Annotated in this window: 31 protein-coding genes; all 31 read right to left on the reverse strand. The window is 40.7% G+C overall.

All coding sequences use genetic code 11. From position 1 onward, the window contains the following. Positions 1-15 precede the first annotated feature (15 nt). The 31 genes from map to AC4BHP_RS17360 all read right to left on the reverse strand — a co-directional run bounded on the left by map (position 16) and on the right by AC4BHP_RS17360 (position 19165). The gene (gene map, locus AC4BHP_RS17210) at positions 16-762 is read right to left on the reverse strand and encodes a type I methionyl aminopeptidase (protein WP_475597807.1); all 747 of its coding nucleotides are present in this window, start codon (positions 760-762) and stop codon (positions 16-18) included. Next, a complete protein-coding gene (locus AC4BHP_RS17215; RefSeq protein WP_066102927.1) occupies positions 759-1412 on the reverse strand; it encodes an adenylate kinase in 654 nt (217 codons plus the stop codon). The genes map and AC4BHP_RS17215 overlap by 4 nt, the downstream gene beginning before the upstream one ends. A 56-nt stretch (positions 1413-1468) precedes the next feature. After that, positions 1469-2761 carry a preprotein translocase subunit SecY gene (secY, locus tag AC4BHP_RS17220; RefSeq protein ID WP_066102930.1) on the reverse strand — a complete coding sequence of 431 codons (1293 nt, stop codon included), beginning with the start codon at positions 2759-2761 and terminating at the stop codon, positions 1469-1471. Beyond that, positions 2761-3201: a 50S ribosomal protein L15 gene (gene rplO, locus AC4BHP_RS17225; protein WP_066102932.1), complete on the reverse strand. Its 441-nt coding sequence runs from the start codon at positions 3199-3201 to the stop codon at positions 2761-2763. The genes secY and rplO overlap by 1 nt, the downstream gene beginning before the upstream one ends. Before the next feature lie 32 nt (positions 3202-3233). Beyond that, positions 3234-3416, reverse strand: coding sequence for a 50S ribosomal protein L30 (gene rpmD / locus AC4BHP_RS17230; RefSeq protein ID WP_066102935.1), 183 nt, complete (start codon positions 3414-3416; stop codon positions 3234-3236). Between the two features lie 13 nt (positions 3417-3429). Continuing rightward, positions 3430-3930, reverse strand: a complete 501-nt coding sequence (gene rpsE / locus AC4BHP_RS17235; protein WP_066102939.1) for a 30S ribosomal protein S5 — start codon at positions 3928-3930, stop codon at positions 3430-3432. A gap of 23 nt (positions 3931-3953) precedes the next feature. Beyond that, a complete protein-coding gene (gene rplR / locus AC4BHP_RS17240) occupies positions 3954-4316 on the reverse strand; it encodes a 50S ribosomal protein L18 (protein WP_066102942.1) in 363 nt (120 codons plus the stop codon). Between the two features lie 32 nt (positions 4317-4348). Beyond that, positions 4349-4885 (reverse strand): 50S ribosomal protein L6, encoded by a 537-nt coding sequence (gene rplF, locus AC4BHP_RS17245; RefSeq protein ID WP_066102944.1) that lies wholly within the window; start codon positions 4883-4885, stop codon positions 4349-4351. A 33-nt stretch (positions 4886-4918) separates the two neighbouring features. Next, entirely contained in the window at positions 4919-5317 is a 399-nt protein-coding gene (rpsH, locus tag AC4BHP_RS17250) for a 30S ribosomal protein S8 (RefSeq protein WP_066102945.1), read from the reverse strand. Positions 5318-5346: 29 nt separating this feature from the next. Then, positions 5347-5532 (reverse strand): 30S ribosomal protein S14, encoded by a 186-nt coding sequence (gene rpsN / locus AC4BHP_RS17255; protein ID WP_490553529.1) that lies wholly within the window; start codon positions 5530-5532, stop codon positions 5347-5349. 24 nt (positions 5533-5556) lie between these two features. After that, positions 5557-6096 carry a 50S ribosomal protein L5 gene (gene rplE, locus AC4BHP_RS17260; protein ID WP_066102948.1) on the reverse strand — a complete coding sequence of 180 codons (540 nt, stop codon included), beginning with the start codon at positions 6094-6096 and terminating at the stop codon, positions 5557-5559. A 26-nt stretch (positions 6097-6122) separates the two neighbouring features. After that, positions 6123-6434, reverse strand: a complete 312-nt coding sequence (rplX, locus tag AC4BHP_RS17265) for a 50S ribosomal protein L24 (RefSeq protein WP_066102951.1) — start codon at positions 6432-6434, stop codon at positions 6123-6125. A gap of 39 nt (positions 6435-6473) precedes the next feature. Continuing rightward, complete coding sequence (gene rplN, locus AC4BHP_RS17270) at positions 6474-6842, reverse strand: 50S ribosomal protein L14 (RefSeq protein ID WP_066102954.1); 369 nt, start codon at positions 6840-6842, stop codon at positions 6474-6476. A 44-nt stretch (positions 6843-6886) separates the two neighbouring features. Beyond that, the gene (gene rpsQ, locus AC4BHP_RS17275) at positions 6887-7150 is read right to left on the reverse strand and encodes a 30S ribosomal protein S17 (RefSeq protein WP_066102957.1); all 264 of its coding nucleotides are present in this window, start codon (positions 7148-7150) and stop codon (positions 6887-6889) included. A gap of 21 nt (positions 7151-7171) precedes the next feature. Beyond that, positions 7172-7372, reverse strand: coding sequence for a 50S ribosomal protein L29 (rpmC, locus tag AC4BHP_RS17280; protein ID WP_066102959.1), 201 nt, complete (start codon positions 7370-7372; stop codon positions 7172-7174). After that, complete coding sequence (gene rplP, locus AC4BHP_RS17285; protein WP_066102961.1) at positions 7362-7796, reverse strand: 50S ribosomal protein L16; 435 nt, start codon at positions 7794-7796, stop codon at positions 7362-7364. The genes rpmC and rplP overlap by 11 nt, the downstream gene beginning before the upstream one ends. Before the next feature lies 1 nt (position 7797). Then, on the reverse strand, positions 7798-8454 hold the full coding sequence (rpsC, locus tag AC4BHP_RS17290) for a 30S ribosomal protein S3 (protein ID WP_066102964.1): 657 nt from the start codon (positions 8452-8454) through the stop codon (positions 7798-7800). A gap of 3 nt (positions 8455-8457) precedes the next feature. Further along, complete coding sequence (rplV, locus tag AC4BHP_RS17295) at positions 8458-8799, reverse strand: 50S ribosomal protein L22 (RefSeq protein WP_066102967.1); 342 nt, start codon at positions 8797-8799, stop codon at positions 8458-8460. 20 nt (positions 8800-8819) lie between these two features. Further along, positions 8820-9098: a 30S ribosomal protein S19 gene (gene rpsS, locus AC4BHP_RS17300; protein WP_066102971.1), complete on the reverse strand. Its 279-nt coding sequence runs from the start codon at positions 9096-9098 to the stop codon at positions 8820-8822. Positions 9099-9158: 60 nt separating this feature from the next. Next, on the reverse strand, positions 9159-9989 hold the full coding sequence (rplB, locus tag AC4BHP_RS17305; RefSeq protein WP_066102974.1) for a 50S ribosomal protein L2: 831 nt from the start codon (positions 9987-9989) through the stop codon (positions 9159-9161). A 26-nt stretch (positions 9990-10015) separates the two neighbouring features. Then, a complete protein-coding gene (gene rplW, locus AC4BHP_RS17310; protein ID WP_066102977.1) occupies positions 10016-10300 on the reverse strand; it encodes a 50S ribosomal protein L23 in 285 nt (94 codons plus the stop codon). Continuing rightward, positions 10300-10926 carry a 50S ribosomal protein L4 gene (gene rplD / locus AC4BHP_RS17315; protein WP_066102980.1) on the reverse strand — a complete coding sequence of 209 codons (627 nt, stop codon included), beginning with the start codon at positions 10924-10926 and terminating at the stop codon, positions 10300-10302. Before rplD ends, rplW begins: the two co-directional genes overlap by 1 nt. Positions 10927-10952: 26 nt before the next feature. Further along, positions 10953-11582, reverse strand: a complete 630-nt coding sequence (gene rplC, locus AC4BHP_RS17320) for a 50S ribosomal protein L3 (protein ID WP_066102983.1) — start codon at positions 11580-11582, stop codon at positions 10953-10955. Positions 11583-11626: 44 nt separating this feature from the next. Further along, positions 11627-11935 (reverse strand): 30S ribosomal protein S10, encoded by a 309-nt coding sequence (rpsJ, locus tag AC4BHP_RS17325; RefSeq protein ID WP_066102989.1) that lies wholly within the window; start codon positions 11933-11935, stop codon positions 11627-11629. 324 nt (positions 11936-12259) lie between these two features. Next, entirely contained in the window at positions 12260-13510 is a 1251-nt protein-coding gene (locus AC4BHP_RS17330) for an efflux RND transporter periplasmic adaptor subunit (protein ID WP_490553537.1), read from the reverse strand. Continuing rightward, positions 13507-14169: a hypothetical protein gene (locus tag AC4BHP_RS17335; protein WP_066102996.1), complete on the reverse strand. Its 663-nt coding sequence runs from the start codon at positions 14167-14169 to the stop codon at positions 13507-13509. The genes AC4BHP_RS17330 and AC4BHP_RS17335 overlap by 4 nt, the downstream gene beginning before the upstream one ends. A 269-nt stretch (positions 14170-14438) precedes the next feature. After that, positions 14439-15626, reverse strand: coding sequence for an elongation factor Tu (gene tuf, locus AC4BHP_RS17340; RefSeq protein WP_066102999.1), 1188 nt, complete (start codon positions 15624-15626; stop codon positions 14439-14441). Between the two features lie 123 nt (positions 15627-15749). Then, on the reverse strand, positions 15750-17828 hold the full coding sequence (gene fusA / locus AC4BHP_RS17345) for an elongation factor G (RefSeq protein ID WP_066103001.1): 2079 nt from the start codon (positions 17826-17828) through the stop codon (positions 15750-15752). A 48-nt stretch (positions 17829-17876) separates the two neighbouring features. Further along, positions 17877-18347 (reverse strand): 30S ribosomal protein S7, encoded by a 471-nt coding sequence (gene rpsG, locus AC4BHP_RS17350; protein WP_066103004.1) that lies wholly within the window; start codon positions 18345-18347, stop codon positions 17877-17879. 44 nt (positions 18348-18391) lie between these two features. Beyond that, positions 18392-18814 carry a 30S ribosomal protein S12 gene (rpsL, locus tag AC4BHP_RS17355; RefSeq protein ID WP_049672552.1) on the reverse strand — a complete coding sequence of 141 codons (423 nt, stop codon included), beginning with the start codon at positions 18812-18814 and terminating at the stop codon, positions 18392-18394. A gap of 102 nt (positions 18815-18916) precedes the next feature. Beyond that, on the reverse strand, positions 18917-19165 hold the full coding sequence (locus tag AC4BHP_RS17360; protein ID WP_066103006.1) for a 50S ribosomal protein L7ae-like protein: 249 nt from the start codon (positions 19163-19165) through the stop codon (positions 18917-18919). Between the last annotated feature and the right edge of the window lie 104 nt (positions 19166-19269).

The raw sequence follows: 19269 nt of genomic DNA on the forward strand, positions 1-19269 counted from the left end.
CAAGATCACCTACATTTAAACTAATGTTAAGATTTCATAGCCTTCTTCGGTAATCGCAATGGTATGCTCAAAATGAGCACAGTTCTTCCCATCAACTGTAACAACTGTCCAGTTGTCGGCTAATGTTTGAACATAGCGGCTTCCTGCATTCACCATTGGCTCAACACACAGCACCATTCCCTGCTTCAATCTTGGGCCTTTATTCGGCGGACCAAAGTGAGGCAATTGCGGTGCTTCATGTAAGTCTTGACCGATACCGTGTCCGACATACTCTCTTACTATAGAAAAGCCGTTTTCCTCGACATATGTTTGAATAGCATGTGAGATATTAGAGAGACGTTGGCCTGGCTTTATTTCCGAAATCCCCTTATAGAGGGATGTTTCTGTTACTTGAAGCAGTCTCCTGGTTTCATCATCAATGTCTCCAACTGGATAGGTCCATGCTGAATCGCCGTGATAGCCATTAAGTTGTGCACCAATATCAATGCTGATAATGTCGCCGTTTTTTAATGTCTTATCCCCAGGAATGCCATGTACAAGTTCGTTGTTAACGGATGTACAAACACTGCCACGAAAACCATTATACCCTTTAAAGGACGGAATTGCATTATGTTTGCGTATAAACTTTTCCGCAATAGCATCCAGTTCCTTTGTTGAAACACCGGGTTTAATGTATTTTTGCAGTTCCTGATGTGTCAGAGCAACAATACGCCCAGCTTCACGCATGATTTCAATCTCGCGTTGGGTTTTACAAATGATCATCGAGACAAGCTCCCGAGAAGCTCTTCTATATCCGCGAAGACTTTATCAATCGGTTGTTGTCCGTCAAGATTTCGTAAATATCCTTTTCCTTCATAGAAGGTAATCAGTGGCTGCGACTGTTGAATGTTTACTTCGAGACGGGTTTGCACCGTATCGATGTTATCATCAGCTCTTTGGTACAACTCTCCACCACAGCGGTCGCACACGCCTTCTTTGGCAGGAGGATTAAATACTAGGTGGTAGGTAGCTCCGCAATCTTTACAGATGCGGCGGCCTGTCAATCGTTCTAACAAGCTATCTTTATTGACTTGTATATTAATGACATAGTCTAATTGACGATCCATTTCAGCTAAAAGCTGTTCAAGTGCTTCAGCCTGAGCAACTGTGCGTGGAAATCCATCTAGCAAAAAGCCTTTTTGGCAATCATCTTTAGCTAAACGTTCACGTACGATACCGATTGTAACTGCATCCGGTACCAGTTCACCTTTATCCATATATGATTTAGCTTCTAAACCAAGTGGTGTTTCCTCTTTCATAGCTGCCCGAAACATATCTCCAGTAGAGATATGAGGGATGTTGTATTCTTCTACTATTCTTTCTGCCTGAGTACCTTTACCGGCTCCTGGCAGTCCCATTAATACAAGATTCACACTTTTTCCCCCTAAACAATAATAGGCTTGGGGAGCATAATAGTCCCCGAAACCTTTTATTTAATAAAACCTTTGTAATGTCTTTTTACAAGTTGCGATTCTAATTGCTTCATTGTATCCAAGGCTACCCCAACTATAATCAAGAGACTCGTTCCACCTATTTGGGCAGATGATGGAAGATTGCCTAGCTTGATAAATATTACAGGAAGCACTGCGATGAATGAAAGGAATAGAGCCCCAACAAAAGTCAATCGGTATAATACTCTCGTGAAGTATTCCTGAGTGGCTTTGCCTGGACGTATTCCTGGTACATATCCACCTTGCTTCTTCAGATTTTCAGACAATTGCTCCGGATTAACCTGAATAAAAGCATAGAAATAGGAGAATGCAATAATCAAAGCAACGTAAAGGATCATTCCAACGGGTTGTGTGTAATCAAATGTTTTAGTAATCCATGTTGTTACACTATTCTCACCGAAAAATGATGCAATTGTTGGCGGAGTAATAATAAAGGAAACTGCAAAGATAACCGGAATAACACCAGCAGAGTTTACTTTTAAAGGTAAATGTGTGTTGTGTCCACCGACTGGACTTTTACCTGAAACCTGCTTAGCGTATTGAATAGGTACTTTTCTGTTTGCCTGTTGAATAAATATTACACCAACAACTACAGCGATGATTGCAAGTACAATCAATACAGCAATTGCTATATTAAGGAATAATGCATCTCCAGCATCTTCGAACATGGATGCATAAACCTGGTTGAGCGTAGAAGGAATTGCCGATACGATACCCGCGAAGATAAGGATCGAAATTCCGTTTCCTACTCCCTTAGAAGTGATTTGTTCACCGAGCCACAATAGAAATGCGGTACCGGCTGTTAATACAGTAGCTATTAACAGATATGTCGTAATTCCTGGATTATCAATCAAAGCTCCATTAGCCATGTTATTAAAACCATATGACATTCCAAGTGCTTGAATAAATCCAAGAACTATGGTTCCATAGCGGGTAAACTGAGCTAATTTACGCCTTCCAACTTCACCTTGCTTTGCCCATTCTGCAAATTTAGGAACTACATCCATTTGCAATAGCTGGATGATGATCGAAGCCGTAATATATGGCATGATCCCCATTGCAAGGATAGAGAAGTTACTTAAAGCTCCACCACCGAAGAAGTTCAAAACTCCAAATACACTTAACTCATCGTTCATTGCAAGAATGTCTGCATTCACACCGGGAACAGGTATAAAGCACCCGATGCGATAGATAACCAGCATTGCAAGAGTAAAGAGAATTTTATTCCTGATATCTTTCACTCGCATGAAATTACGCAATGTACGGAACATTAAATCACCTCAGTTTTACCGCCTGCGGCTTCAATCGCTTCTTTAGCAGCTGCAGAGAATTTGTGTGCTTTAACTGTTAATTTTTTCTCTACGTTACCCTTTGCAAGAATTTTGATTCCTGCTTTTTCGCTTTTCACAACACCTGTTTCGATTAACAATTCAGGTGTTACTTCAGTACCATCTTCAAAGCGATTTAATTTTTCAAGGTTAACTGCTGCGTATTCTTTACGATGAATGTTTGTAAATCCGCGTTTAGGTAAACGTCTGAATAAAGGAGTTTGACCCCCTTCAAATCCTGGTCTTACTCCACCGCCGGAACGGGCGTTTTGACCTTTGTGTCCTTTAGTGGCAGTTTTACCATGACCTGAACCAATACCGCGGCCTACGCGTTTGCGTTCTTTACGAGAACCTTCTGCAGGTTTTAATTCATGAAGTTTCATGCTGGCACCTCCTTATATAAACGTTAGTAAGCTTAGATTTCTTTAACAGTAACAAGGTGAGATACCTTGTTAATCATACCGCGAATAGCGTCATTGTCGTTATGCACTACAGTTTGGTGCATTTTTTTAAGACCAAGAGTATTTACTGTTACGCGTTGATCTTCAGGACGACCGATTAAGCTACGCGTGAGGGTAATTTCTAATTTGTTAGCCATTTGATTTCCCTCCTTATCCTAACAGTTCCTCTACAGATTTACCGCGCAATTTTGCAACTTCTTCCGCACTTTTCATTTGTTTAATGCCATCAATAGTAGCACGTACCATATTGATAGGTGTGTTAGAGCCTAGAGATTTGGAAAGGATATCAGCGATACCTGCTAATTCAAGCACGGCACGAACTGGTCCACCAGCGATAACTCCAGTACCTTCAGAAGCTGGCTTCATTAAGATTTCACCAGATCCGAAACGTCCGATTACTTCATGAGGAATTGTAACTCCAACCATTGGTACAGTAACCAGGTTTTTCTTCGCATCCTCAACAGCTTTACGGATTGCATCTGGCACCTCTTGTGCTTTACCAGTACCGAATCCTACATGCCCATTTTTATCTCCGACAACCACTAGCGCTGTGAAACGGAAACGACGTCCGCCTTTAACAACTTTCGCTACGCGGTTGACTGTAACTACGCGTTCTTCAAGTTCTAATTTATTTGGATCAATGCGACGCATCTAATATGTCCCTCCTTTGTCTATTAGAATTGTAATCCGTTTTCACGTGCAGCATCTGCAAGTGCTTGTATACGTCCGTGATATAAGTATCCTCCACGGTCAAAAACAACTTCGGAAACACCTTTTTCTACAGCACGTTTAGCGATTACTTCGCCAACTTTTTTAGCTGCATCCACGTTACTAGTGGACTCAAGGCTAATTTCTTTATCAAGTGTTGATGCACTAGCTAAAGTAACACCATTAGCATCATCAATAAGCTGTGCATAAATGTGCTTATTGGATCGGAAAACATTTAAACGCGGACGAGACGGTGTACCCGCTAATTTAGCGCGGACACGTGCATGTCTTTTCTTACGAGTAGCGTTTTTGTTAGCCTTCGTGATCATTTACGACACTCCTTTCCTAAGCTTTAGGGCCTTTACTTACCAGTTTTACCTTCTTTACGACGAACTTGTTCGCCAGCATAACGGATACCTTTACCTTTGTAAGGTTCAGGAGGACGTACATCGCGGATGTTAGCAGCTAAAGCTCCAACGCGCTCCTTGTCAGTACCCTTGATTGTGATTTTTGTGTTAGCAGGAACTTCAATTTCAATTCCTTCTTCTGGTTCGATCTCAACTGGGTGAGAGTATCCTACATTCAATACAAGTTTCTTACCTTGTTTTTGAGCACGATAACCAACCCCGATTAACTCAAGATTTCTTTCGAAGCCTTGGGAGACACCTTCAACCATGTTAGCGATGATAGCGCGTGTAGTACCGTGCAATGAACGATGAAGTTTTTCATCAGTTGGACGGGATACATTTACGATATTATCTTCAACTTTGATTTCGATATCAGAGTGAAAAGTACGAGTCAATTCACCTTTTGGTCCTTTAACAGTTACTGTATTTCCGTTCAAAGTAACTGTAACTCCAGCTGGAATTTCTACAGGTTTTTTACCTACGCGGGACATTTCGTGCACCTCCATTCATCAGTGAAATGTTTATTACCATACGTACGCGATTACTTCTCCGCCAATTTTCTTAGCGCGTGCTTCTTTATCAGAGATAACACCTTGAGAAGTAGATACGATTGCGATTCCAAGACCGTTTAATACGCGAGGAACATCTCCTGCTTTTGCGTATACACGAAGACCTGGTTTACTGATACGTTTGATACCAGTAATTACGCGCTCGTTGTTAGCACCATATTTTAAGAAGATACGCAAGATACCTTGTTTATTATCTTCAATAAATTCTACGTCACGGATGAAACCTTCACGTTTCAAGATATCAGCTACATCCTTTTTCATTTTGGAAGCTGGAACTTCCAATTTATCGTGACGAACCATGTTCGCATTACGAATGCGAGTTAGCAAATCTGCAATTGGATCTGTCATTACCACAATGATAACCTCCTTCCCGTTTTCGGGTTTTACCAGCTAGCTTTTTTAATGCCTGGAATTTGTCCTTTATATGCTAGTTCACGGAAACAAATACGGCAAAGTTTAAATTTGCGGTATACAGAATGCGGACGGCCGCAGCGTTCGCAACGTGTGTACTCTTGTACTTTAAACTTTGGTGTACGTTGTTGTTTCACGATCATTGATTTCTTAGCCACTTTTTCGCCTCCCTTATTTAGCGATTACTTTTGGAATGGCATTCCGAATTGAGTTAGAAGCTCACGAGCTTCTTCGTCAGTATTAGCTGTCGTTACGATAACAATGTCCATGCCGCGGACTTTGTTTACTTTATCGTAGTCGATTTCAGGGAAAATCAACTGTTCCTTAACACCTAATGTGTAGTTACCACGACCGTCGAATGCTTTTTTGGAGATTCCACGGAAGTCACGTACACGTGGTAGGGAAACTGCAATCAATTTATCAAGGAACTCATACATACGCTCTCCGCGTAGAGTTACTTTACAACCGATTGCCATGCCTTCACGAAGACGGAAACCAGCGATAGATTTCTTAGCTTTAGTTACAACTGGTTTTTGACCAGTGATAGTTGCTAATTCTTCTACAGCAGTGTCCAATGCTTTCGCGTTTGAAACGGCATCGCCGACACCCATGTTCACAACGATTTTTTCAAGTTTAGGAACTTGCATTACTGAATTGTATTCAAACTTGCTCATTAGAGCAGGAGTAATTTCTTTTTGATATTTTTCCTTAAGGCGGTTCACTTGTTGTACCTCCCTTCGTTTATGACTTATTTATCTAAAGATTCACCTGATTTTTTTGCTACACGTACTTTTTTGCCGTCGACTGTTTGATAGCCTACACGAGTAGGGTTACCAGTCTTAGGATCAATAATCATAACGTTAGAAACATGAATCGCTGCTTCTTGTTCGAAAATACCACCTTGTGGGTTCGCTTGAGAAGGCTTAGCGTGTTTCTTTACAATATTTACACCTTCAACAAGAACACGATCTTTCTTAGGGAATGCTTCAAGAACTACGCCTTGTTTCCCTTTATCCTTGCCGGAGATGACTACTACTTTATCACCTTTTTTTACATGCACGAGATTCGCACCTCCTTGAAAAGTCTATATCACTGTTTATTAAAGAACTTCAGGAGCTAGTGAAACGATTTTCATGAAGTTGCTGTCGCGAAGTTCACGAGCAACAGGTCCAAAAATACGTGTTCCACGAGGGCTCTTGTCATCACGAATAATCACGCATGCATTTTCGTCGAATCGAATGTATGAACCATCTGTACGACGAACGCCGCGTTTAGTACGAACAACAACTGCCTTCACAACGTCACCTTTTTTAACAACGCCTCCTGGTGTTGCTTGTTTGACCGTACATACGATTACATCACCAATATTAGCTGTTTTTCTACCGGAACCGCCAAGAACTTTGATTGTAAGTACTTCACGAGCACCAGAGTTGTCAGCTACTTTCAAACGAGATTCCTGTTGAATCATCTGCGTAACCTCCCTTCGGAATTACTAAATCCGAAACATTTATATTAAATGATAACCGCTTTTTCTACAACTTCTACTAAACGGAAGCGTTTAGTTGCGGATAATGGGCGAGTTTCCATAATCTTAACGATATCGCCAACTTTTGCTTCATTCATTTCATCATGAGCTTTATATTTTTTGGAGTATTTCACGCGTTTGCCATACAAAGGATGTGTTTTCTTTGTTTCAACGACAACAGAGATTGTTTTATCCATTTTGTCAGAAACAACACGGCCAGTGTATACTTTGCGCTGGTTGCGTTCACTCATTGTGTGAACCTCCTCTCATTATCAATTGTTTACGTTGAGCTCTCTTTCACGTACAACTGTTTTCATACGTGCAATCGCTTTGCGAACTTCACGAATACGTGCAGGATTTTCTAATTGTCCTGTAGCAAGCTGGAAGCGAAGGTTAAAAAGCTCTTCTTTAAGTGCTTTAAGTTTTTGTTCTATTTCGGCAGTGGTTAAATCACGGATCTCATTAGATTTCATTTGCTTCACCACCAATTTCTTCACGTTTTACAAACTTGCATTTTACTGGAAGTTTGTGAGCTGCAAGACGAAGGGCTTCACGTGCTACCTCTTCAGATACTCCAGCGATTTCGAACATAATTTTACCAGGTTTTACTACTGCTACCCAACCTTCAGGTGCCCCTTTACCGGAACCCATACGTACTTCTAAAGGTTTTGCAGTGTATGGTTTGTGAGGGAAAATTTTAATCCAAACTTTACCGCCACGTTTCATATAACGAGTCATTGCGATACGAGCTGCTTCGATTTGACGGTTTGTGATCCAAGAAGCCTCAAGAGCTTGTAGACCGTATTCACCGAATGCTACTTCTGTACCGCCTTTTGCACGGCCTCTCATCTTTCCGCGGTGTTCACGGCGATGTTTTACGCGTTTAGGCAATAACATATTATTTTCCTCCTTCCACAGACTTCTTCTTGGTAGGAAGGACTTCTCCACGATAGATCCATACTTTTACTCCAAGCTTTCCGTAAGTAGTGTCCGCTTCTGCTGTAGCATAGTCGATGTCAGCGCGAAGAGTATGAAGTGGAACAGTTCCTTCACTGTAGTGTTCAGCACGAGCGATATCAGCTCCACCTAAACGTCCAGATACTTGAGTTTTGATACCTTTTGCACCAGCGCGCATTGCACGTTGGATAGTTTGTTTTTGTGCACGACGGAAAGATACACGGTTTTCTAATTGACGCGCGATATTTTCCGCTACTAATTTAGCGTCCAAATCAGCTCTCTTGATTTCAATGATGTTGATGTGAACACGTTTTTCAGTTAATTGATTAAGTGCTTTACGAAGCGCTTCAACTTCTGTACCACCTTTACCGATAACCATACCAGGTTTTGCAGTGTGGATAGAAATGTTCACGCGGTTTGCAGCACGTTCGATTTCGATTTTAGAAACAGATGCATCGTGAAGACGTTTCATAATGTACTCACGTACTTTAATGTCTTCGTGCAAAAGTTTAGCGTAGTCCTTTTCTGCGAACCATTTGGATTCCCAATCACGGATGATCCCGATACGCATACCGACCGGATTTACCTTTTGACCCACGGATTATCCCTCCTTCTTTTCTGATACAACGATTGTGATGTGGCTTGTGCGTTTGTTAATCGCGCTTGCACGACCCATTGCACGTGGACGGAAACGTTTAAGTGTTGGTCCTTCGTTAGCATAGGCTTCAGAAATGACAAGCGAGTTAACGTCCATATCGTAGTTGTGTTCTGCGTTTGCAACAGCAGATTTTAATACTTTTTCGATAACAGGGGAAGCTGCTTTCGGAGTTAAGTTAAGAATAGCAACTGCTTCGCCTACTTGCTTACCTCGGATTAGATCTAATACTAAACGAGCTTTACGAGGAGCAATACGAACTGTTCTAGCAACAGCTTTTGCTTGCATATTTATGCCCTCCTCTCTGATTAACGTCTTGTTTTCTTATCGTCTCCGGCATGACCTTTGTAAGCGCGAGTTGGTGCGAATTCACCGAACTTGTGGCCTACCATGTCTTCCGTTACATAAACTGGTACGTGTTTGCGTCCATCGTATACAGCAACTGTGTGTCCGATGAATTGTGGGAAGATTGTAGAACGTCTTGACCAAGTTTTGATAACTTGTTTCTTGTCAGCTTCATTCAATGCTTCAACCTTCTTGATGAGATGATCGTCAACAAATGGTCCTTTTTTTAGGCTGCGACCCATGTTTGTGCCTCCCTTCGTGATTGCTCTACGGTTCTACACGCGAACCGTAGTACAACCGCGTTATTTTTTACGACGACGAACAATAAATTTGTCTGATTTGTTTTTCTTTTTACGAGTCTTGAATCCAAGAGCTGGTTTGCCCCATGGAGTCATTGGAGACTTACGTCCGATAGGTGCTCTACCTTCACCACCACCGTGTGGGTGATCTACTGGGTTCATTACAGAACCACGTACAGTAGGGCGTTTACCTAACCAACGAGAACGTCCCGCTTTACCGATGTTGATAAGTTCGTGTTGCTCGTTACCAACTTGACCGATTGTTGCACGGCAAGTAGCAAGTATCATACGAACCTCTCCGGAATTAAGACGTACTAGTACGTAGCGTCCTTCTTTACCTAGAACTTGAGCAGAAGTACCTGCAGAACGAACTAATTGTCCTCCCTTGCCAGGTTTCAACTCGATATTGTGGATAACAGTACCCACTGGGATATTAATTAATGGAAGAGCATTACCTACTTTGATATCCGCTTCTGGTCCAGACATGATTTCCATGCCTACCACCAAGTTTTTCGGAGCAAGAATGTAACGTTTTTCCCCATCAACATAATTGATTAGTGCAATGTTAGCAGAACGGTTTGGATCGTACTCGATAGTAGCAACGCGTCCTGGAATGCCATCTTTATCACGTTTGAAATCAATGATACGGTATTGGCGCTTGTGACCGCCACCTTGATGACGAACAGTTAACTTACCTTGGTTGTTACGGCCACCTTTTCTGTGTAAAGGTGCTAATAATGATTTTTCCGGTTGATCCGTTGTAATTTCAGCGAAATCGGAAACAGTCATTCCGCGACGACCATTACTGGTAGGTTTATACTTTTTAATCGCCATGTTGTGTCCCTCCTTTTCTTTAGAAATTATGCTTCAAAGAATTCGATTTCTTTGCTATCAGCAGTTAGTTTAACAATCGCTTTACGGCGTTTGTTTGTATATCCAGCATGTTTACCCATGCGTTTGAATTTACCTTTGTAGTTCATAACGTTAACTTTTTCAACTTTAACTTCAAAGATTTCTTCAACAGCATCTTTGATTTGAGTTTTATTAGCTCTTACGTCAACTTCAAAAGTGTATTTTTTATCGGCCATGATGTCAGCTGAGCTTTCAGTAATGACGGGGCGCTTAATAATATCACGTGCTTCCATTATCCAAGCACCTCCTCTATTTTTTCAACAGCTGTTTTAGTCATGATTAACTTCTCATGCCCTACAACATCCAATACGTTAATAGCGTTAGCTTCAACGATTGTTACTCCCGGAATGTTACGACCGGAAAGTGCAACGTTTTCGTCTACATCCGCAGTTACGATCAACGCTTTTTTGTTTTCAGTATTCAAGCCTTTTAATACAGCTGTGAATTCTTTAGTTTTTGGTGCTTCAAAAGTTAAAGCATCAAGAACGATTACGTTTTCTTCGTTCACTTTAGCGGAAAGTACAGATTTAATAGCTAAACGACGTACTTTCTTAGGAAGTTTGTAAGAGTAGCTTCTTGGTGTTGGTCCGAATACCACACCACCACCACGCCATTGTGGGGAACGGATAGAACCTTGACGAGCACGTCCAGTTCCTTTTTGACGCCATGGTTTACGGCCACCGCCACTTACTTCAGAACGATTTTTAACTTTATGAGTTCCTTGGCGCAAAGACGCTCTTTGCATAAGGATTGCTTCAGTTACAACACTCTCATTTGGTTCAATACCAAATACTGATTCGTTAAGCTCGATATCGCCTACTTGAGAACCAGCTTGGTTTAAAAGAGCAATTTTCGGCATTGCGATTTTCCTCCTTTCTCGATAGATTAGTTCGCTTTAACCGCGCTTTTGATTTTAAGTAAAGCTTTTTTAGGTCCAGGAACGTTACCTTTGATAAGGATTACGTTACGTTCTGCATCAACCTTAACGATTTCAAGGTTTTGTACAGTGATTTGAGTTCCACCCATACGTCCAGCAAGTTTTTTGCCTTTGAATACGCGGTTTGGAGCAACTGGTCCCATTGAACCAGGACGACGATGGTAACGAGATCCGTGAGACATTGGGCCACGAGATTGGTTGTGACGCTTAATTGGTCCTTGGAAACCTTTACCTTTTGAGATTCCTGTTACATCAACGATTTCGCCTTCAGCGAAAAGATCTACCTTGACTTCTTGACCTACCTCATAGTTATTGAGATCTGCATCGCGAATTTCGCGAGCGAAGCGCTTAGGAGCAGTGTTCGCTTTAGCAGCGTGTCCTTGTTGTGGTTTGTTGTAAAGCATTTCGCGAAGATCTTCGTAACCTAGTTGGATAGCTTCGTAGCCATCATTTTCAACAGATTTCTTTTGAAGAACAACGTTTGGTACTGCTTCAACAACTGTTACCGGGATAAGTTCACCGTTCTCAGCGAATACTTGAGTCATACCGATTTTTCTACCTAAGATTCCTTTGGTCATGAGTCACACCTCCTAGTGTTTTCTTTTTTATTTTTATAGAACGATTATAATTTGATTTCGATATCTACGCCAGACGGCAAATCTAAACGCATTAGTGAATCTACAGTTTGTGGTGTAGGATTTACAATGTCGATTAGACGTTTGTGTGTGCGCATTTCGAATTGCTCACGAGAATCTTTGTATTTATGAACCGCACGTAGGATCGTGTACACGTTTTTCTCAGTCGGAAGTGGAATCGGACCGGAAACAGCTGCACCAGAACGTTTTGCAGTTTCTACAATTTTCTCAGCAGATTGATCAAGAATTCTGTGATCATATGCTTTTAAACGAATGCGAATCTTTTGTTTTGCCATTATTTTCCCTCCTTTATCGCCTATTTTGTAATAGACATTCTCCGTGGAAATCTCCTTACACACGCGCCATGGCAAAGCGGCCGGGTGTGTCAGCAACCTTCCACATCATCGCAATGAAAAGACCAACATTGTCTATTATACATTATACTTTCTGGGTATGCAACAGTTAAAAATAATTTCTTCTATCACACGAATATTAGTATACAATCTCACTTCTACTTTTTCAAGTTATCGTTCTTCTTTCCATAAATATACTAGCTTTCTCTTACATGTAAATAACAAAAGAGAGGGAAGCTTGTTCCTCTCTCACCACTCACCAACTGATTATTGTATGAGACCTCGTGCCAGTAACCACAATCTCTCTTCATTATTAAATTGTTTATAAGCCTTCTTATTTATGTGATCAAAGTCCACGAATTTTATGTACCTTGTATCACCCTTAATGCTCGCATCAGCTGCAGGAAGTATACGTTGTTTTTCTTTAAGCCCTTTGGTTACGGCTACCTTTTCATCGAATTCTAATCCTGCCGTAATCTTTTTTTGTTTCAGCTTTCCCTTTTCAAGAAGCACCACATGATTTCCTGCCAAAGTTTTCTTTGGAAGAACTACTACATTGTTAAGTTCCTTCAATGTGATATCAGCAGCCACATGTGATCCGATTAAAATCTGACTCTCTGTACTTTCTTCTGATGATTCACTTAGATTTTCTGGTTGAATCGATATATTATAGAAGCTTTTATCTTTCTTATGATCCTCACTAAACGGAACATCACTTATTTTTATTACCTTGCCAGTAATCAATTTTGAATCCAAATGCTTTGGTTTAATGATGACCTCCTGATCCAGTTTTATTCGCTGGATGTCATCTTCCCCAACCAAAACGTCCACTACTAAAGAGGCTTGATTCATAATAGTCAATAACGGATTATCTGCTGTTCTGCTAAAATCATTCCTATGCACAATAGTTCCATCAATTTTACTTTCTATTGTAATTTGATCTTCAGCACTGTTGGCCATATCTATCTGTGTTTGATTATCCTCAATTTGCAGCTCGATCATCTTAATTTCATATTCTATGTTTTTTATCTCATACTCCAATATTCGTGTGTTATCTAAATCCGGTTCTTTCTCCTCTTCTTCAACAGTCTGCAAGCTTTCATACTCTTGGACTTCTGACTGGAGCACGGATATATCTTCATTTAATTTATCTATTTTCATAGAGAGACGTTTGTTAGCATTTTCTAATTGTTTTATAACATCGCTGCTATCGTTATCTATAATGTAGGTTAGCAATGGCGTTCCTACTTGGACATCCTCTCCCTCTTCCACCAGGATCTCATCGAGCATCCCTCTAGGTTCTTCATAATAAATCTTATATATCTCAGAAGGCTCAGCCTTCCCTTCCGTTTGAAGCGTTTCCTTTAATGTACCTTTTTTCGTGATATAAGGGTCTGTAATAAGGACTGTACGATCAATTTTATCTATTTTGTAAATAATAATGGTATTTGTAAGTATAAATAAAAATACAGCTAAGGATACAAGAGACCATTTTTTCTCCCTAAGGCTAAAATTCATATAATCACCTTCATGATTCTAAATAATGTATCCGTTGCACCATCCAGCAATATATATATTATCCAGGATAATGATACAGTTATAATCACTCTCTTTTTACTATAATCAAGTGACTTGTGGAAAATTCGATATTGAAGATAGCCTGCCAACAGTACAAATATAGTAATATTTGCAGCTAATTCTACCCAAAAGATCTGTGGTGTTAGCATTTGCGTCATGATCCCTAGACTAAATGGTGATGAGTGTTCAGGTACCCTGAGTAACAGCATAAATATTAGTTCTATTGTTTTCGCTATGAGCATCACTATTAAAGGAATAAGCTGAAGCTTCCACACTCCTCGAAATGAGAGGTCCTCAAATACGATCCAAAATAGTACTGTAAAATATAGTGTGAATAATAACGGATATAAGAGACCAGCAGCTAGTTTGCCAATGAAGTATAAAACCTTGGTCATTTCCCATCTGTTTTCTTTTACAGTCTCCATATATACTGACAAGTTTTCGCTGCCCAACCCTAGATATCCATAGACCCCAAATAAAATCGTACTAAATAGAAGTAATCCACCAAACCAAAGTATGTAATGAGTTTTTGTCATTACGCTTCTCATCTCGATGTTTGTTTCTCGAGGGTGAAGCATAGATTTTAACGTTCCTATCATCCTTTGTCCCCCACTAAAAATTTGCATATATCTATTGTATCTGATTTTTTACATCGTAGGAAGTTTATGGGTGTTAAATAATTTCAATTTTTTGTAAACAGCGTGGAGAATTGTGTATATGAGGTTGTATTAATAGATAAGGGTAGATATTTGCTGGGGAATGAATCCTAATATGAACAAATTAACGTATCCAACTTCCCACATTTCGCAGGAAAAAACAAAACAAAAAAACAGGCGGTTGTACACCCGCCTGTTTTAATAAGTAAGAATTATTCAGTAATGCTAGCAACTACGCCTGCGCCTACTGTACGTCCGCCTTCACGAATAGAGAACTTAGTTCCTTCTTCGATCGCAACTGGAGCAATTAGTTCAACAGACATTTCGATGTTGTCTCCAGGCATAACCATTTCAGTTCCTTCTGGAAGGTTTACAACACCAGTTACGTCAGTTGTACGGAAGTAGAATTGTGGACGGTAGTTAGAGAAGAATGGAGTGTGACGTCCGCCTTCTTCTTTAGACAATACGTAAACTTCTGCTTTGAATTTTGTGTGTGGGTTGATAGTACCTGGTTTAGCAAGTACTTGTCCACGTTGGATTTCTTCACGTGCTACACCACGAAGAAGAGCTCCGATGTTGTCACCAGCTTCAGCGTAATCAAGAAGCTTACGGAACATTTCTACACCTGTTACAGTTGTAGATTTTGGTTCTTCAGCAAGACCGATGATTTCGATAACGTCACCAACTTTAACTTGACCACGTTCAACACGGCCAGTAGCAACTGTTCCACGACCAGTGATAGAGAAAACGTCCTCTACTGGCATCATGAATGGTTTGTCAGTGTCACGAGTTGGAGTTGGGATGTATTCGTCAACAGCAGCCATAAGCTCGTTGATTTTTTCTTCCCACTCAGCTTCTCCTTCAAGAGCTTTAAGAGCAGAACCTTTGATTACTGGGATATCATCGCCAGGGAATTCGTATTCAGAAAGAAGGTCACGAATTTCCATTTCAACTAGTTCAAGAAGTTCTTCGTCATCAACCATGTCACATTTGTTCATGAATACAACAAGGTAAGGTACACCTACTTGACGAGAAAGAAGGATGTGCTCACGAGTTTGTGGCATTGGGCCGTCAGCAGCAGATACTACTAAGATACCGCCGTCCATTTGTGCTGCACCAGTGATCATGTTTTTAACATAGTCAGCGTGTCCTGGGCAGTCAACGTGTGCATAGTGACGAGTTTCAGTTTCATACTCAACGTGTGCAGTAGAGATTGTGATACCACGTTCTCTTTCTTCTGGAGCACCATCGATTTGGTCGTAAGCGCGAGCTTCAGCTCCACCTACTTTTGCAAGTACAGAAGTGATTGCAGCTGTTAAAGTTGTTTTACCATGGTCAACGTGACCGATTGTTCCGATATTAACATGTGGTTTAGAACGATCAAATTTAGCTTTTGCCATTTTAGGAATTTCCTCCTTTAATATAAGAAAATTGTTATTTTATACTATGTGCCAAGACAGTTGACAATGTCTTCTATCTTGGCTTACATAAGTAGTTATACTTTAATAAAGAATGAAAATCAATTATTCACCTTTATTTTTTTTGATAATCTCTTCAGCGATGCTCTTAGGAACTTCTTCGTAGTGATCGAAAGTCATAGAGAACACGCCACGTCCTTGAGTGTTGGAACGCAATGTTGTTGCGTAACCGAACATTTCAGATAGAGGTACCATAGCACGTACAACTTGTGCGTTACCGCGTGCTTCCATACCTTCTACACGTCCACGACGAGCTGTGATATTACCCATGATGTCACCCATGTACTCTTCAGGGATAACAACTTCAACGCTCATCATTGGCTCAAGGATAACGGGATTACATTTTTTCGCTGCATTTTTAAGTGCTAAAGATGCTGCTACTTTAAATGCCATCTCAGAGGAGTCAACGTCATGGTAAGAACCATCAAATAGTTTTGCTTTAATATCGATTAATGGGTAGCCAGCAAGTACACCGCGGTCAAGAGCGTCTTCTAGACCAGCTTGTACAGCAGGAACGTATTCACGTGGTACTACACCACCAACGATAGCATTTTCAAATTCGAAGCCTTTACCTTCTTCATTAGGTGAGAACTCGATCCAAACGTGACCGTATTGTCCACGTCCACCGGATTGACGAGCAAACTTACCTTCAACCTGTGCAGGTGTACGGAAAGTCTCACGGTAAGCAACCTGAGGTGCACCAACATTAGCTTCTACTTTAAACTCACGACGCATACGGTCAACAAGAATATCTAAGTGAAGCTCACCCATACCTTCGATGATAGTTTGACCAGTTTCTTGGTCAGTATGAGCGCGGAAAGTTGGATCTTCCTCTTGAAGCTTTTGAAGAGCAGTAGACATTTTGTCTTGGTCTGCTTTAGATTTAGGTTCAATTGAAAGAGAGATAACTGGCTCAGGGAATTCCATGGATTCCAAGATAACCAGGTTCTTTTCTTCACATAGAGTATCTCCAGTTGTAGTATCTTTTAGACCTACAGCAGCGGCGATATCCCCAGCGTGTACTTCTGAGATCTCTTGACGGGAGTTCGCATGCATTTGCAGGATACGTCCTACACGCTCGCGTTTTCCTTTAGTAGAGTTTTGTACGTATGAACCGGAGCTCAAAGTACCAGAGTATACACGGAAGAATGTTAATTTACCAACATAAGGGTCAGTCATAACTTTGAAAGCAAGCGCAGAGAATGGCTCGCTGTCATCAGCATGACGTTCAACTTCCTCATCTGTATCCGGTAGAATACCTTTGATTGCAGGTACATCTAATGGAGATGGAAGGTAGTCGATTACAGCATCTAGCATTAACTGAACACCTTTGTTTTTGAATGCAGAACCACAGATAACTGGGTAGAATTCAACGTTTACAGTACCTTTACGGATAGCTGCTTTCAATTCCTCTTTAGTGATTTCTTCACCGCCAAGGTATTTTTCCATTAATTCTTCGTCAAGTTCTGCTACTGCTTCTATTAACTTCTCACGGTATTCTTCTGCTATTGCCATGTGCTCTTCAGGAATTTCACGAACTTCGATATCAGTACCAAGGTCGTTACCATAGAATACTGCGTTCATTTCCACTAGGTCAATGATTGCTTCGAAGTCATCTTCAGCACCGATTGGTATCTGAATTGGGTGTGCATTCGCTTGAAGGCGTTCATGTAAAGTTTTTACGGAGTATAAGAAATCCGCACCGATTTTGTCCATTTTGTTAACAAAAACAACACGTGGTACTCCGTAAGTTGTAGCTTGGCGCCAAACTGTTTCAGTTTGTGGTTCAACACCGGATTGTGCATCTAGTACTGCTACCGCACCATCAAGTACACGAAGGGAACGTTCAACTTCAACTGTGAAGTCTACGTGTCCTGGTGTGTCGATGATATTTACACGGTGTTCTTTCCAAGCTGCTGTTGTTGCAGCAGATGTGATCGTGATTCCACGCTCTTGTTCTTGCTCCATCCAGTCCATTTGTGATGCACCTTCATGAGTTTCTCCAATTTTGTGGATACGACCTGTGTAGTAAAGAACGCGCTCAGTAGTCGTCGTTTTACCAGCATCGATATGAGCCATGATACCAATATTACGAGTTTTTTCTAAGGAGAACTCTCTAGCCATTGGGTCTTTCTCCTTCCTTGTGGATATAGATTTTTAGTAGTTTTGATTTTACCAACGATAGTGAGCGAAAGCTTTGTTAGCTTCAGCCATTTTATGTGTATCTTCGCGTTTCTTAACAGAAGCGCCAGTGTTATTAGCTGCATCCATGATTTCGTTAGCTAAGCGCTCTTCCATAGTTTTTTCACCACGAAGACGAGCATAGTTTACTAACCAACGAAGTCCTAGAGTAGTACGTCTGTCAGGGCGAACCTCAACTGGTACTTGGTAGTTAGCTCCACCTACACGGCGTGCTCTAACTTCTAGAACTGGCATGATATTTTTTAAAGCTTGATCGAAAACTTCCATTGGATCGTTACCAGTACGCTCTCTTACGATATCGAAAGAAGCATAAAGGATTTTTTGGGAAGTCCCTCTTTTTCCATCGATCATCATTTTGTTGATCAATTTTGTTACAAGCTTGGAATTATATATCGGATCAGGTAATACATCTCTTTTTGAAACAGGTCCTTTACGAGGCATATTTTGTTCCTCCTTTCAAAGAAGTAATTATTTTGGTTTTAAAATTATTTTTTAGCTGCTTTAGGTTTTTTCGTACCGTATTTAGAACGACCTTGCATACGGTTGTTAACGCCTGCAGTATCAAGAGCGCCACGCACGATGTGGTAACGTACCCCTGGAAGGTCTTTTACACGTCCTCCACGGATTAATACAACACTGTGCTCTTGCAAGTTGTGGCCGATACCAGGAATGTAAGCAGTAACCTCGATTCCATTAGTCAAACGTACACGCGCATATTTACGTAACGCGGAGTTTGGTTTCTTTGGAGTCATTGTACCAACACGAGTACATACCCCACGTTTTTGTGGAGATGATACGTTTGTTTGGGATTTCTTGAAGCTGTTGTAACCTTTATTCAAAGCTGGAGACTTTGATTTTTCTTCTTTAGATTTACGTGGCTTACGTACCAATTGGTTAATAGTTGGCATGATGTTTCCTCCCTTCAAAATTGGTTCCCCTAGTCCCACACATCCAGGTGGTTCATAAAAGGGTAAAAACAAAGTTTTTGCATCAACTGCAAAAACAGTTTTCTATTTCATAATGACAACAGCTGCTGCTCCAACATCTATTTTGCATGCTTTTCCGAGCAACCTCATCGAGTCTACATAATCGATTGGAACGGAATACTCTTTAGCAGCATCAATTACTTTTGATGTGATTGTTGAATCAGCATCAAGAGCAATAATAACTGTTTCGGCATTTCCTGTTCGGAGAGCTTTCACTGTTTGTTTCGTCCCTATTATCAGGTTCTTTGCCTGAGATACTTTTTCATAAGACATCATTAATATCCTCCAAAGTAACAGGTTAATAGGAGCACCTTTGCTATAGTACCATTTATAAAACATAAATGTCAACAATCGCACGAAAAAAATTAATTTGTTAC

The sequence above is a fragment of the Pradoshia sp. Z4_20 genome, from assembly GCF_058216035.1.